Origin of the sequence: Candidatus Cryosericum odellii (assembly GCF_003570935.1) — a bacterium.
GTDB classification, from domain to species: Bacteria; Caldisericota; Caldisericia; order Cryosericales; family Cryosericaceae; genus Cryosericum; species Cryosericum odellii.
Map to the genome: position 1 here is coordinate 1 of NZ_QXIU01000188.1, position 13973 is coordinate 13973.

General features: G+C 54.6%; 12 protein-coding genes. 5 read left to right on the forward strand and 7 right to left on the reverse strand.

The genetic code is table 11. The annotated features are described in order from the left end of the window. Positions 1 to 165: 165 nt before the first annotated feature. The 3 genes from SMC5_RS07585 (at position 166) to SMC5_RS07595 (ending at position 2028) form a co-directional block, all read left to right on the forward strand. Positions 166 to 540: an iron-sulfur cluster assembly scaffold protein gene (locus tag SMC5_RS07585; RefSeq protein ID WP_119120223.1), complete on the forward strand. Its 375-nt coding sequence runs from the start codon at positions 166 to 168 to the stop codon at positions 538 to 540. A 206-nt stretch (positions 541 to 746) separates the two neighbouring features. Then, positions 747 to 1175, forward strand: a complete 429-nt coding sequence (locus SMC5_RS07590; protein ID WP_165849026.1) for a ParB N-terminal domain-containing protein — start codon at positions 747 to 749, stop codon at positions 1173 to 1175. Further along, positions 1141 to 2028, forward strand: a complete 888-nt coding sequence (locus SMC5_RS07595) for a PLP-dependent cysteine synthase family protein (protein WP_119120225.1) — start codon at positions 1141 to 1143, stop codon at positions 2026 to 2028. Before SMC5_RS07590 ends, SMC5_RS07595 begins: the two co-directional genes overlap by 35 nt. 133 nt (positions 2029 to 2161) lie before the next feature. Here SMC5_RS07595 and SMC5_RS07600 read toward each other — a convergent pair whose 3' ends face one another. The 3 genes from SMC5_RS07600 to SMC5_RS07610 all read right to left on the reverse strand — a co-directional run bounded on the left by SMC5_RS07600 (position 2162) and on the right by SMC5_RS07610 (position 6226). After that, a complete protein-coding gene (locus tag SMC5_RS07600; protein ID WP_119120226.1) occupies positions 2162 to 3076 on the reverse strand; it encodes a DMT family transporter in 915 nt (304 codons plus the stop codon). A 17-nt stretch (positions 3077 to 3093) separates the two neighbouring features. Next, positions 3094 to 3618: a cob(I)yrinic acid a,c-diamide adenosyltransferase gene (locus SMC5_RS07605; RefSeq protein ID WP_119120227.1), complete on the reverse strand. Its 525-nt coding sequence runs from the start codon at positions 3616 to 3618 to the stop codon at positions 3094 to 3096. Positions 3619 to 4327: 709 nt separating this feature from the next. Beyond that, positions 4328 to 6226: a leucine-rich repeat protein gene (locus SMC5_RS07610; RefSeq protein WP_119120228.1), complete on the reverse strand. Its 1899-nt coding sequence runs from the start codon at positions 6224 to 6226 to the stop codon at positions 4328 to 4330. Positions 6227 to 7047: 821 nt separating this feature from the next. Between SMC5_RS07610 and SMC5_RS07620 the strand changes: the two genes are divergently transcribed. Further along, on the forward strand, positions 7048 to 7782 hold the full coding sequence (locus tag SMC5_RS07620; protein ID WP_165846321.1) for a phosphatase PAP2 family protein: 735 nt from the start codon (positions 7048 to 7050) through the stop codon (positions 7780 to 7782). 336 nt (positions 7783 to 8118) lie between these two features. Here SMC5_RS07620 and SMC5_RS07625 read toward each other — a convergent pair whose 3' ends face one another. The 4 genes from SMC5_RS07625 to SMC5_RS07640 form a co-directional block, all read right to left on the reverse strand. Further along, entirely contained in the window at positions 8119 to 9429 is a 1311-nt protein-coding gene (locus SMC5_RS07625; RefSeq protein WP_119120231.1) for a tetratricopeptide repeat protein, read from the reverse strand. A gap of 52 nt (positions 9430 to 9481) precedes the next feature. Beyond that, positions 9482 to 10846 carry a tetratricopeptide repeat protein gene (locus SMC5_RS07630; protein ID WP_119120232.1) on the reverse strand — a complete coding sequence of 455 codons (1365 nt, stop codon included), beginning with the start codon at positions 10844 to 10846 and terminating at the stop codon, positions 9482 to 9484. Positions 10847 to 11114: 268 nt separating this feature from the next. Further along, positions 11115 to 11756, reverse strand: coding sequence for a DedA family protein (locus SMC5_RS07635; protein WP_119120233.1), 642 nt, complete (start codon positions 11754 to 11756; stop codon positions 11115 to 11117). Positions 11757 to 11822: 66 nt separating this feature from the next. Beyond that, positions 11823 to 13067 (reverse strand): complex I subunit 1 family protein, encoded by a 1245-nt coding sequence (locus SMC5_RS07640; RefSeq protein WP_243625020.1) that lies wholly within the window; start codon positions 13065 to 13067, stop codon positions 11823 to 11825. A gap of 453 nt (positions 13068 to 13520) precedes the next feature. Here SMC5_RS07640 and SMC5_RS11730 point away from each other — a divergent pair, with 453 nt between their 5' ends. Then, on the forward strand, positions 13521 to 13883 hold the full coding sequence (locus SMC5_RS11730) for a transposase (RefSeq protein ID WP_119120236.1): 363 nt from the start codon (positions 13521 to 13523) through the stop codon (positions 13881 to 13883). Positions 13884 to 13973 lie beyond the last annotated feature (90 nt).

Below are 13973 nucleotides of genomic sequence, written 5' to 3' on the forward strand. Positions count from 1 at the left end.
ACGCTGGCGTCGCATGTGCTGACGTCCATCGGTTGTGACCTGAAGGAAGCGAAGTCGTCGATACGTCTCTCGTTTGGATATGTAACGACAGAGAAGGACATCGACTATGCCGCAGACGTCATTCCCAATGTCGTCAAGTTCCTGCGCTCGATGGCCTGAGCTCACATGGACAAGTACAGTCGTGCTACGATCCGTGAGTTCATGAGTCCAAGCAACATCGGGCACATCGACGATCCCTCGGGCACGGGGCATATCACTGACAATGCGGACGCCGTTGAACTGACCCTGTTCATCAGCGTCGACGCAGGTCGCATCACGGATGCCAAATATCGGATAGCAGGGTGTACGGCTCTTATCGCAACGCTCTCTGTTCTCAGCAAGGAACTACCAGGCAAGACCATTGACGAGGCCTTGGCACTCGACATGCCGTATATGTCGGGTCTGCTCGAAGGTCTGCCTGAATCGAAGTGGCGTTGTGCCGGGTATGCCATTGAGGCGCTGCACCTGGCGATCGAGGATTACCAGAGCAAGGCATCCTGAATGACACCATCACATGGAGAGGTTGACGCGGAGTCGTGTCGGGACACAATAACTGTATGACAACTATAGCAATGGACACCTGCACCTGTGAAATGCAGTATACCGAGGGGCATTGCTAGTCGTATATTCATACACTGAACATGCGAAGCCTCCCGGAGACGGGAGGCTTCTTTGGTTACTGGAGAGCTCACGGAGAAGGAGAAGGAATGACAATAACACTGGTACCTATAAATGCCTTGCGGCAACACGAGCAGATTCTGAACGAGAACCTGATGAGAGTCCAGCGCGATCTGGTGCGGGACGGCATGGTCAAGGACCCCATCATCGTGGATCAGCGGACCATGGTTATCCTGGACGGCCATCATCGCTACAACGCTCTCAAGCGCATGGGATACAAGTACGTGCCCGTCTATCTCGTCGACTACAGCAGTGACCACATAGCAGTCACTGCCTGGAGAACTGGTGAACATGTCACGAAGGCAGAGGTCATGCGAGCGGGCCTCACAGGGCATCTCATGCCTGCCAAGACCTCGCGCCACGTCGTTCCGGACAGACCCCATGGTGTCAATGTACCTCTCGCGGTACTAAAGGAGAAACCACATGACGACAAATTCCATCTTGGACCTCATCGGTAATACACCGACCGTCGAGCTTCAGCACTTCAGCACAAATCCCGGGGTTCGTATCCTGGCGAAGCTGGAGGGCAACAACCCCGGTGGATCCGTCAAGGACCGCCCCGTCCTCATGATGTTCAAGGACGCTGAGGAACGAGGGGTGTTGAAGCCCGGAGCTCAGCTGCTGGAAGCCACCAGCGGGAACACGGGGATCGCCATGGCGATGATCGCGGCTCTGCGCGGCTACAGATTCCGTGCTGTGATGGCCGAGAGCGCGAGCATCGAACGTCGGAAGGTCATGAAGATGTTTGGCACGGATATCATTCTCACCGACGCTGCCGGCGGCACGAATCTGGCCATCAAGACTGCACAGCAGATGCTTTCGGAGGATCCATCATGGGTCAACCTCAACCAGTTCGAGAACAGCGCCAATCCGCGTTCACACGAAGAGACAACCGGCCCGGAGATACTACGGGACGTCCCCGACGTGACGCACGTGGTCGCGGGTATGGGTACGGGCGGCACATTGACTGGACTGTCCGCCTTCATGCACAGGCAAACGCCGCAGGTGAAGGTTGTCGGGGTCGAACCGATTGCCGGCAGCAAGATCCAGGGCCTGCGCAACATGGCAGCCTATACACCGGGTATCTTCAGCTTCGACAACCTGGACGTAACGCTGAGGATGACCGAAGACGCTCCCGCCTTTGGCATTGCTCGCGAAATCTATCGAAAGGAAGGCATCAGTGTCGGCATCTCTTGCGGTGCGGCCCTCTGGGGAGCCATGGAACTGGCCCGTACGCTGGACAGCGGTGTGATTGTGGTCATCTTCCCTGACCGTGGGGATCGCTACGCCAGCACGGCGCTGTTCGAGTAGCGTTTCCACTGACAAACAAAAAAGGCCTCCGGCTGCTACGGAGGCCTTTTTTGTTTCTGGGAAGGAGGTTGGTATGAAGTCTGTTTCGCCACCTCTAGTACACGGATGCCGGGGTGAACGTGCTATCCATTCTTCACAGTGTATTCACTCGTGACCTGTTCATGCTGACCAGAAGCCCGGTCAGGATGAGTCCACTGCCAATGATGGTCTGCGCGGTGACGTGCTCATGGAGGACCAGCATGCCGAGGATTGTCCCCGCGAGGGGTTGGCAGAAGAACATGAGCGACGAAGCGGAGACGCTGGTGACCTGTTCGAGCCCTAGTGTCCAGAGGTAGAACCCGAGAAACGTCGAGATGACGGCGAGGTAGGCGATAGCGGCTCCAAGCGCAGGATGGGTGACGACTGTGGCGATGACATTGCCACCCCGAGGGATGAACAGAGGCAGGAGGATGAAAAACCCGAGTCCGTTGCTGATTCCTGTCGCGGTGAGGGATGACTGCTTCCGGGTGATGAGGCGGAGGAACAGGGAGTAGAAGGCCCACGTGACAGCCGCGGCAACCAAAGCGGCAATGCCTTCGAGCCACTGCAGAGGGCTTGCCCCTGAGCTGCGACTGAGCCCCTCCAGTGATATCAGCGTGACGCCGGCGAGAGCGATGACGATTGCACAGATGTCCCGGACGCGTATGCGTTCATGCAGGAAGAGTCCGGCAAGAACGACCATGGCGAGCGGTGTGGCACAGGTGACGATCGAGCCGATGTGTGCGCTTGTCAGTGATGTACCGAGAAACTGGAATGGAATGGAGAGGACATAGCCCGACGTAGCGCTGCCGAGGTAGAGCCACCATTCGCGGCCTTGCGGCAGTCTTGGCCGCTGGACGAGGAAGAGCACCATGAACAGGGCGGTCGAGCATGCGAACCGTAAGATGACAAGGTTGAGAAAGGACATGCTGGCCAAGGCATAGCGACTGACCACAAACGTGCTGCCCCAAATGGTAGCCGCAGCACCGAGGTTGAATAGCCCCCAGGCATTGCGCTTCGACGGGTTCACTGGCTCCGTCCGGCGGGCTAGAACTCGATTCCCTTCTGGGCGGGGATGCCTTGACGGAAGTGATGCTTGACCTCGGTGACCTCACTGACCATGTCGGCTGCCTCCAGCAGGCTCGCAGGAGCCCCACGCCCCGTTATGCAGACCGACATGAATTGGGGTCTGTGTGTCAGCAGCTCGAGAACATCAGCCTCAGGAATAAGGCCATAGTCAATGGCGCAGTTGAGTTCGTCCAGGATAACGAGTTCATGTCGCTCTTCCACGAACGCATTGCGGGCGATGTTCAATCCCCGCTGTGCCTCCGTTTTGTCCAGCAGGCTGATCGTTTCCTTTGTGACCCAGTGGTGCAGACCCGTCTGGACAACCTCGAATCCCGGCAGATAGGCAATCCCTTTCAGCTCGGAGTAGGTCGGGTCCCCCTTCATGAACTGGACGAGCAGGACGCGCTGTCCGGCTCCGATGGCTCTGAGGCCGAGACCCAGCGCCGCGGTCGTCTTCCCCTTGCCGTTGCCTGTGTACACCATCACCAGACCATGCTGTTCCATTGTCGCCTCCACTACAGGGATATCATCTATAGTATAGTGCTTCCGTCATTCCCGCGTATGCGCGACTCTCTCCTCCGTTTGTCGTTCCCCCCGAGCCCTTTTGTTCAAGGCGAGGGGTGCTCTCCGCGCAGGCGGGAATCCATGCGCCAATATATCCGTGACCTGGGTTGGCCTTTTTGGGCGTTCGTGGAATACCTCTAGTTACTGTACGCCGTATATGCGCAGCAACTGAAGTGAGGTGACAGGAAGGGCATGCAGAAAGAGGCAACGGCAAGGATGGTGATATCGACACCAAGGGAACCCAATACTGGGAGAACTGAAAGTGTCGAAGTATGAAAGGCGCACATAATGTTTCGTCCAAGGCTCCGGTTGGGATCCAGAAGGTCATTGAAGCCAAAGTGGACGGCAATTGATGAGCAAGAAACTATATGGATGTTATTATGATAACAATGGTAACGAGTGCTGAGGCGTGAGGGCGTAAGGTCGAGGTAGAAGGAAGGTAAAGTAAAGAACTACAAACAACACGGCAGGGCAAGTGATATCTTCAAAAACGAGCATGTTTTGATACAGAACGGGGTCGATCGACAGGATCAGTCACGGGTTTGCACACAATGCGATCGCCGCACTGCAAGAACACCCCTCCGAGTACGCCCCTCGGATACAAAAACATCCTCGGGAGGATTGAACAAACATCCTCGGGGAGTAGCTGCTATTTGGCTGAGCTGACAATAAAGTGCACATAATAATTGGGTGCATTTTTTGTCGCGTTTTTGACCGTCAGATCCACTTCTCCCTTGCCGTCAAATTCATAATAATACGACCAACAATCGGGATTACCCTCGGCCCCATAACCTTCGCCATAAGGTCCGGCGTTTGATACCCAGCTGGCGGTTGCGTTACCGCTTGCGGTTTTGAACTGAAGATTATGCTCCTTATCAGGATAAATATCTTTGGGAAGGTTAATGAAAAGCCGAGTTGTTTCTCGTATGTCTTGCGTTGATCCATTCGGTATGCCACCGCAAAGGAGTACTTTCCCTTCATCGGATATAGTGCTTGACGATGGAAGTGCCCGGAGTGGATTATTCTGCAAGATCTTGTCTACTTCTTCATATCCAATCGGAAGTGCGTAATTGTAACGCGCGGGAATCGCAAACACATGATTAGCGTTAAAGCCAATCCTGTTGGGATTAATTGGCGCGGCGCTGACATAAAATTTCCCTCGTAACAGCGAATCCCATTGGGAAAGCGTGAAGACCATGATGGGGATATCTTGATAGGGTTTCTGAGCGGTCCATGCCGGATTTCTGATTGAAATCAAAGGACCCTGCGTGACTGTCGTATCGCCCTTCGGTCCAGTATTTGCGAACCCATTCCACTTGTCAGTAACGATAGAATATCCCTTCCAACTCTCCGGCAATGAAAAACCAAAACCGTATTGATCGTTTTGATACTCTATATGTGCGAATGGTGTCGAGGTGATCGTGATCGTTTTGGTTGCAGCTGCCCAGACGACAGAGCACCCGAGATTCTCAGAAACGAATCTCAGTGGAAGCATCGTTCTGCTGTTGATGATTTCAGGGACGACCCTGGCATCTGTTGCGTCGATCGGCTTCGACACGCCATTGACAGTCGCGTTACTCTTGCCGATCCACAGTTGAAGAGTCTTGGTTCCAAGCGTCACTGTTACCTTTCTGGCGATTGCATTCCAAGCAATTGTTCCACCGAGAGCTTCAATGATCGCACGGATAGGAAGCAGTGTCCGCGAGTTCTTGATGACTGGAGGAGAATCAAGCATCTTCGAAGTGCCGTTCATGGTAAACGTCGGCTTCCCTATGTGAAGGACAAGGACCGTCTGCTTTTTTGTGGCATTTTCAACGGTGGCGGTTGGATATGTATACCACGGGTTGGTCCAACCAGTCGTGCCACTCATATACCATACCGTAAATCCGGTCGCACAAGAGTCAAACACACCAGTACCCATTCTGGGTGGGTTACCTGAGAAGTGTGCTGCGGTCAGTGCCGAGCAAGAACCGAACGCATAACTGCCAATACTCGTTATGCTGTTCGGGATGGTCATGGTGGTCAGTTTCGTACAACCGTAGAACGTATCGGTGCCAATACTCGTTACGCTATTCGGGATGCTCATGGTAGTCAGTGCAGAACAATCCGCGAATGCACCGTAGCCAATACTGGTCACGCTGTCAGGAATGATCACGCTCGTCAGTGCAGAACAACGCGGGAACGCACTAGGTCCAATTGTGGTTAAACCGCTCCCAATGATCACGCTGGTCAGTTTCGTACAATTATAGAACGCATCGGTGCCAATACTCGTTACGCTGTTCGGGATGGTTGTGATGGTTACTGCAGAACAATCCGCGAATGCATCGTCGCCGATATTGGTCACTGGATACCCACCCAGTGTGGCGGGGATGACAACAGCGCTTCCCGATCCTGTATAACCAGTAATTGTAGCGTTACTGCCAGCAACGATATAAGTGTAATCCCCTTCCGCGATGTCCGCCCTTGCAGAAGGCATAGACACGAAGATACCGGTGAACAGTGACAGGACGAGACAACCTGCGATGAAAACTGCCAGAACCTTTCTCATATCATATTCTTCTCCTTGAGATTGTTCATCTTGACAACAGAACTACCATACCCATTTACTGGAAGGATATCAATGGATCTACTCATGTGCTGAACGATGACGGCCACCGGTTGTGCTATGAAGAAGTCTTGCCTCTACAAAATACGAGCCTTTGCCACGTTGCCACATTGGGCATAGGGCGGGCCAGAACAAGGCAAGCGGCGAAACACCAGGAGTGTAGGACATGGCATATGAGCGCGGTGGGCATTGGTACAAGTCTAGGCGTAAGGGCGGGGCACCGTCACTGAGTATTGGATCTCAGGGCGCCGCATACAGAGCAGCAATCTTGGACAGCTCGGTGAACATTGCCTGGGTCGCGTTGTTGTCGCCGGCAGCATTTGCAAACAGGATAACACCGATATCTCGCGAGGGCTGAAGAAACACGTACGTGTAGAATGTGTCACATATTCCACTGTGCCAACAACTGGTAGGCAGGCCATCGATCGTTTCCTCATGCCATCCGCTGCTGCGACCAGCGCCACAACCACTATGCCTATCCAGCCGCGTCTCGTACGTCTGCTCATTTATTTATTGTACCACTGGATCAACAGGAGTTGTCTCCTATTAGCAGTCTCATTTCGGTCTTTCCCCAGTTTTCGACATATTTGCGTATTGACTGTCCTGAGCTCCATTCCCGCTGCTCTGTTCTCGTCCCAAGGACCAGCGCTTTTCTGTCATCCTTTACCTCCATTTTAGATGAGTTGATGGAGACAGCTCCCCCTCTGTCCTAGATGAGTCAAAGCGCATTCATCTTTGCGCGTCTGTTCTGCTATCATGTTTGTATGAGAAAACAGACTTCGTTAATCATGAACCACATTCACCTGTGGCTCGAGAACCCGTGGCCGTTTGCAGTGTTTGTCGGCGCAGCACTGCTCTACGTCGCGGCCCTCGTTTCGGGACTCGCGGAAGAGGTGCTCGACAAGGAAAGCATCGTCCGTGTCGATGGCTGGCTCGTGCACTGGCTGGCCGCGCACCGTACGGCTTTTGGCATCGTTCTCTTTAAGGAGACTTCATTCGTGGGCAACTGGGAATTAGCTGTTGTCGTCCTCGCAGTAGTCGTCATCTTCCTTTGGAGCCACAAACGCCGCGCGGCCCTTGCGCTGATGCTCTCCTTTGCAGGATCAGAACTGGTCGTCTACTTTGGCAAGGCCGGCTTTGGACGCTCGCGGCCACCAGCCGTTCTGTCTGTCGTCAAGGAGCTTGATGCCAGCTTCCCATCCGGGCATGCAAACATTTCGGTAGCTTTCTACGCGCTGGGTTTCTATCTGCTGTTCCGTGCTACGCGGTCACCAAGGCTCAAAAGACTTTGGTTGGCCTTGGCGTTTCTTTTCCCTCTCGTGATTGGGTTCGGGCGCCTGTACCTTGGTGCACACTACCTGTCCGACGTTCTTGCAGGGTGGAGTGTCGGACTGTGGTGGTCGATCTTCGCACTCGGCGTATTCGGCTTCATCCGCAGACGACGCTCTGCGAAATCTCAGGCAGCAGACTCAAGGTCGCACCCGAACACCGCGAAGTAGATTGTGCCGGCCGCCCCGAAGACCGCGGCGGTGAAGAAGTTGACATGCGGTCCCTTCTTCCATAACCAGGCGACATACATGGCGACCATTTTGGCTGAGGTCGCTTTGCGGCCCTCGGTGCGCAGGTTGTACGTCAGAACGGCAAGGGGCGGGGGCTGGCCACGTTTTGACTAGGCAGGGTTGAAGTGTCGTGCCGGGCTCTGGCAGGCGGCGCAATTCGTCTATGCCGCCATTTTGTCGAAGACCTCGGCCACCAACTGACCTCAGTTCACAGGAAATACAGAAGGCGGGAGCATCACTGCTCTCGCCTTTTTCATTGCGTATCTTCGCTGTCGGCTACTCGAGCATCACAACCACAATAGGAGTCATGGAGTCGTCATTGCCCGCCGGGTTGTCCTCCAGTGACCGCCTGAGCCAGTCCTCGTCGATACCCGCGGTCGATCCGAGGATCTCCGCGCCAGACACATCGTTGACGTCGACAACGCTAATGCGCGCACCCTTCCGAGCCAGCGCGGCGACACTCGCTTCCACATCGAGGGGTCCCGGAACCAGGCATGCGTCGTAGGGCATCACCTTGTCGCTGTCGACTGCCTTGGCCACAGGCCCCACGACTGCGTAGAACCATCCTTTGTGATGCAGCAGTTTCCCAAGGACCGTGGCGCCAGCCCCAAGGAGGACGCGGAACGTCCCAGCCAGCTCGATGTATGCCTGGACCTTCCACGCCCCCTCATGCTTCGGGTAGCCATTGTACCAGTGCACGAAGGTGCCGTTCCCATGCCCTGTGTAGGGGCCGAGGAACTGGGCGAGACGTGACATCTTCAACGTCCCAACCCACAGGAGCGTCCCCTCGCACATCGTCATCACGCTGCTGGCAATGGTCACGATGCCCGTCGGATATTCCTGGTGGACCTTGTCCACGACCGAGGCGAGGTCACTTACCTCTGTGAGCAGCCCCGTGTAGACGTTGTGGCGGACTGCCGCCGTCTCCGAGGTCTTCACCTTGTACGGAGGCAACTGACCGAATCCCAGTTTCTCCCAGCAGGCCGTCAACACGGGGTCGCCGCGGTAGATGTAGAAACCACGATTGAGCATCTCCTTCGCCTTGTCCATCTCACCACGAGATGCCAGGATGTCGGCGTAGTCGACGATGTCCTGCTGACGGAAGTTGTCCGTATCCAACTCCGCAAACCGCTCAAGCAGCACAGGGTCACCGGTGACCCGACAGAGTCTCTTAAGAAGGAGGCGGGCGGGATTATCCAGTTCACGGGCAGTCTTCCAGTCAATCTCTTCGTACGCTTTCTTCCACCACCCGATACCCTCTTCTTCCCGATGACAGAAGAAGTACAGCAGGTCTCCCAGCGTCAGCTCCTCCCAGATGCCGGTCGGAGGAGTGTAGAGGTGGACAGCCTTCTCGGGGTCGCGACGAAGATACAGTGTTGCCAGGAACCGCTTCGTGCGCTTCCATTCGGGATGCTGCACCCGCACACGCTCAAGCAGGCCCAGTGCCTCCTCATCCTTGCCGGACTGCATAAGACCGACCGCACCCCACCATGCGGCGTAATCTGAACGTGGCGAACGAGCAAAAAGAGACATAGCAACATGCTTGGCACCAAACCAGTCACAAAGCATAGCAACTTCATAACTCATGGCTTCTCCTGTGCGTTGTCCGCTACATCTCAGCACGTATGTCTCCTGCTGGTTACTCCGACATCACAACCACAATTGGAGTCATAACGTCGTCGTTGCCCGCCGGATTGTCCGCCAGTGACCGCCTGACCCAGTCCTCGTCAACGCCCTTGGTCGACCCGACGATCTCTGCGCCAAAGACATCCTGGGCGTCGACCACGCTGATACGAGCCCCCTTGCGTGCCAGGGCAGTGATACTCGTCCGTACATCGAGTGGGCCGGGGACGAGACACGCGTCATAGGGCATCACCTTGTCCGTGTCAACCGCCTTGGCTACAAGGCCGACGACCATATAGAACCAGCCCTTGCGGTGGAGCAGTTTCCCAAGAACCGTGGCGCCGGTCCCGAGCAAGACGCGGAATGTTCCTGCCAGCTCGATATATGCTTGGACCCTCCACGCCGCCTCGTCCTTTGGATAACTGTACCAGTGCTCAAAGGGACCATTATGGTGCCCCGTGTATGGACCGAGGAACCGGGCGAGACGTGATGGCTTGAACGTCCCGACCCACATCAGTGTTCCCTCGCAAATGGTCATGACGCCACTAGCAATGGTCACGATGCCCGTCGGATATTCCTGGTGGACCTTGTCCACGACCAAGGCGAGGTCACTCACCTCAGTGAGCAGCCCCGTGTAGACGTTGTGGCGGACTGCCGCCGTCTCCGAAGTTATTGCTTTGTACGGAGGCAGTTGGCCAAATCCAAGCCTCTCCCAGCACTCTGTCAGTAGAGGATCCCCAGGGTGATGGATGGAGAAACCACGGTTGAGCATCTCCTTCGCCTTGTCCATGGCACCACGCGAGGCCAGGAGGTCGGCATAGGCGACGATGTGCTGCTGATTGAAGTTGTCGGTATCCAGTCCCGCAAACCGCTCGAGCAGTACAGGGTCGCTTGTGACCCGATACAGTCTCTTGAGCAGGAGGCGCGCAGGATTGTCTAGCTCATGGACGGTCTTCCAGTCGACCTTCGCGTACGCTTCACGCCACCAGCGCACTCCTTCGTCCTCGCGGTGAAGGAAGAAGTACAGCAGGTCTCCCAGCGTCAGCTCCTCCCAGATGCCGGTCGGAGGAGTGTAGAGTTGGACAGCTTTCTCGGGGTCGCGGCGGAGGTACAGCGTTGCCCGCAGTCGCTTCGTGCGCGTCCATCCAGGATGCTGTATTCCTACATGCTCCAGGAGGTCCAGCGCTTCCTCGTCCTTGCCGGACTGCATGAGACCGACCGCGCCCCACCATGCGGCGTAATCTGAACGTGGTGAACGAGCAAAAAGAGACATGGCAAGGCGTTTCGCGCCAAACCAGTCAAGCAGTGAAGCGGTACCATACGCCATGCCCTTCTCCAATCCGTTATCGGTCATGGTGTTTCTGGCGTTTTCTTCTCTCATTGTTGCCTCTGTCTAGTCAGAATCTGTGGCCGGCATATGTTCCTGCCACGGTTCGCACGAATTGAACCACCTTGCCCCTCTACAATGGGGCTCGGCACAGACGTGCCTTCTTGTTACCGACGGTCAAGCTCGCGGTATGCGGTGTCCTGCCAAGCGTAGCCGTCAAACCCGACTTCGTCAACAGAAAAAAACTCGCAGCCAATCGTACCCGACAATTGCCACATATGGAAATAGATGCGGCCATCTTGTAGAGAATCCATAGCTACTTCTACTCTTGGGATACTCCGTGCTCGTTCTTGATGCGTGTCTGCTTTCTTCCGTAGAAGAGGAAGATCGCAGTGACAGCAAGGATGACAAGTACGAGAACGACAACAGTGGAGTACGTGCCAACGTAGCCAACGATCTTCTGCCACGATGCGCCCGCGAGCACCCCGAGATAGACCAGAACAGCGTTCCAGCCGAGGGTCCCGGCAATCGTCAGGGCAAGAAACCTCGCCATGTTTGCATGCACGATGCCAGCGGGAATGGAAATGAGACTTCGAACAATTGGAATGAAACGGCCGAAAAACACCGCCGGCCTTCCATGCCTGGAGAACCAGGCAGTTGCCTTGGAAACATCCCCTTCGTTGATGTGGAGGGCCTTTCCCCATTTTCCCTGCAGGAATCGTTCCAGATTGGCGGGCTTGAGCCACCTGCCAAGTCCATACAACACGATCGCTCCCAGGACTGAGCCTACGGTGGCAAACAGTACAACCCCGATATAGGTCAGCGAGGTATACGTAGTCATGAATCCTCCGAATGTCAGAATGACTTCTGACGGAATCGGCGGAAAGATGTTCTCGAGTGCAACGAGAAACGCAATACCTGCATACCCATATTGATTCATGACCTGCACGATCCAATGCTGCACGTTCACTGCCTCTTGGCTGTACTCATAAGTTGTTGGCGTCTGTCCTGGACCCGGCGAGATCTATCCTCACTCTGCCACGTTTCCAACGCCCTGGACGGCTACAACTCCTGATATTGCCGTGGCGATTACGATGATCAAAACGATAATCACATAGAAGGGCAGCGTACTCATATGGAACAGACCCCAATTGCTGTTTGAGATGATCCTCGGAGCAAAGTCGCTGGCCATGAATCCCCAAATTACCGCAGAGACACTTGCGATCACCATTCCTAGTGTCACACATAGGGGAGCTAGCACTTTGACCTTGTAAGAGATACGAGATCTGCTTGCTTCCAGTTGATCCTCGAGTTCTCCCTTTCGAAGGATGGAGTAGACACAGACCGTGCTTATCAACAGGAACAGGCAACCAAGAGACTGATCTATTCCACCACGTATCCATCCCGACAACGTACTTTCCAGCGGAAAATTCAAGCAATATGCGAGGAAAGCGACGACGAGGAAAGCGACGACGGGGACGAAGAATAACAGGAGAACATCTCTGCGCTTTCGGGAAATTGCCCGCCTGAAGATATCCCAGAGGATCACGGAACCGCCAGCCAGGGTAGAAAGCAAAACAACCCCAGTTCCACCGAGAAAACCCCGGTAGGCAAGACGGAATACTGGCGTGCTGCGCATGACCGGTATGAATGGGCTGTCGTCAAGCATCGCATTGAATAGAAGGCAGGGAACGACGAAGAGCAGCAATATCACCAACCCTCTTGAATATGTGCGTCGAAGTTTGCCCCACATATGTTCCATCCCTTCCCTACTGGCCAGATAACGTGGGGTCAGATCGTAATACAGGTGCGCGTCAACGATCCCAAACAGAATGTTCAGGGTTTCACGCACTGAACCCGGCTCCTGTTCCAGCATCGCCGTAAACTCATCTTCGTATCTGTCACGCCAGGCTCTCGGGTAGAGCTTCACCAAGCTCATATTGTTCATATCTGTATCCGCAACCTCTCCAAGCCTTGCACTGTGAACGATTGCACGTCTTTCAACCGTTCTTCGAGTGTCTTTGCTCCCAACCCTGTCAACTGATATGGTTTTCTCCGGTCTCCTGATGGTAGAGCCTGGATCAGACCCTGTTCCTCCAAGCGGACAATGGCCGCATATAATGTTCCTGGGCCCAGCCTGATGCCGGACATCTCTTGTATGTCCTCCATCATCGCGTATCCATGCTTCGGCCCTCCGGCCAGACTTGCCAGAATTAGCAGGCTGGTTTCTGAGAATCTGCCCGTATCGTTTAGAGACATACTGTTCTCCTTCCATTACGTCAACCGGTATATCGTGCGACGTAATAGTAGCACAAAAGGTCTTACCTATCTCACAGGAAATGGTGGAGATCTTGTGATTCTGGCAAGCCGCACCATGAGACCCCCAGTATAGGGGGCCACCGACGAGATCGATGTATACCTGACGAATCCCGATTCTCTCCGAGTCCATCTGGCGACCCGGGCACTTATGGTGTACGTTTCCTTGCATGCATCTTGTCACCAACCTCCGCCACAACCTGCAAGACCAGCTTGAATAGTAGCTTTATGGACGGATCGCAAGACTGCCTGTTCGCCCCTATCTCCACCACCTTTGAACCTTCATCACTCCTGCATTTATAGGTTTCTGCCTGCGAATTGTCAATGCACTTCTTCCCGTTCTTTGTCGTTATCTCCCGTTTCTGTACGGACCGAGTGGCACCGCCATACTTATCCTAAGGCAAGGCGAGGCATGAGTCTCCTGTATCTCTTCAGAAAGTATCCTGGTGCCAATAGAAATGAGATCACAGCACTTGCGGGACTGGACCCAGTACAGAGGCAATCAGGTTCTTTCCTTCAGGGCGGAAGAAAAATCAGCGGAGCAGGAGACCCTCTCCTCAGAAAAGTCCTGTACCTGGCTTGTATGAATAGGATCCAACACAATGAGTGCATACAAGCGTTCTACAAGCATCTTGTTACCGATAACCACAACAAGCCCAACGTTGCATTGGTAGCTTGCATGAGAAAACTTCTTCTCATCGCCCACCACCTCTACGTGACAAAATCGAAGTACCGGGCTCTTCAACATGATGCCAATACATGTTTGTCCTCTTGACACGGATCGTATTATCTTGGATGAGTCGATGCGGAGTAACAAGAAGCGCTCAATTTAGGTTATAATAATATGAATTAATCAAATCTATCT

Bases quoted from the DNA above. Each gene is read 5' to 3' on its own strand.
- SMC5_RS07595 (WP_119120225.1), top strand. From the start codon at position 1,141: ATGACGACAAATTCCATCTTGGACCTCATCGGTAATACACCGACCGTC.
- SMC5_RS07630 (WP_119120232.1), bottom strand. From the start codon at position 10,846: ATGAGAGAAGAAAACGCCAGAAACACCATGACCGATAACGGATTGGAG.
- SMC5_RS07620 (WP_165846321.1), top strand. From the start codon at position 7,048: ATGAGAAAACAGACTTCGTTAATCATGAACCACATTCACCTGTGGCTC.
- SMC5_RS07625 (WP_119120231.1), bottom strand. From the start codon at position 9,429: ATGAGTTATGAAGTTGCTATGCTTTGTGACTGGTTTGGTGCCAAGCAT.
- SMC5_RS07605 (WP_119120227.1), bottom strand. From the start codon at position 3,618: ATGGAACAGCATGGTCTGGTGATGGTGTACACAGGCAACGGCAAGGGG.
- SMC5_RS07590 (WP_165849026.1), top strand. From the start codon at position 747: ATGACAATAACACTGGTACCTATAAATGCCTTGCGGCAACACGAGCAG.
- SMC5_RS07585 (WP_119120223.1), top strand. From the start codon at position 166: ATGGACAAGTACAGTCGTGCTACGATCCGTGAGTTCATGAGTCCAAGC.
- SMC5_RS07610 (WP_119120228.1), bottom strand. From the start codon at position 6,226: ATGAGAAAGGTTCTGGCAGTTTTCATCGCAGGTTGTCTCGTCCTGTCA.
- SMC5_RS11730 (WP_119120236.1), top strand. From the start codon at position 13,521: ATGAGTCTCCTGTATCTCTTCAGAAAGTATCCTGGTGCCAATAGAAAT.
- SMC5_RS07640 (WP_243625020.1), bottom strand. From the start codon at position 13,067: ATGGAAGGAGAACAGTATGTCTCTAAACGATACGGGCAGATTCTCAGA.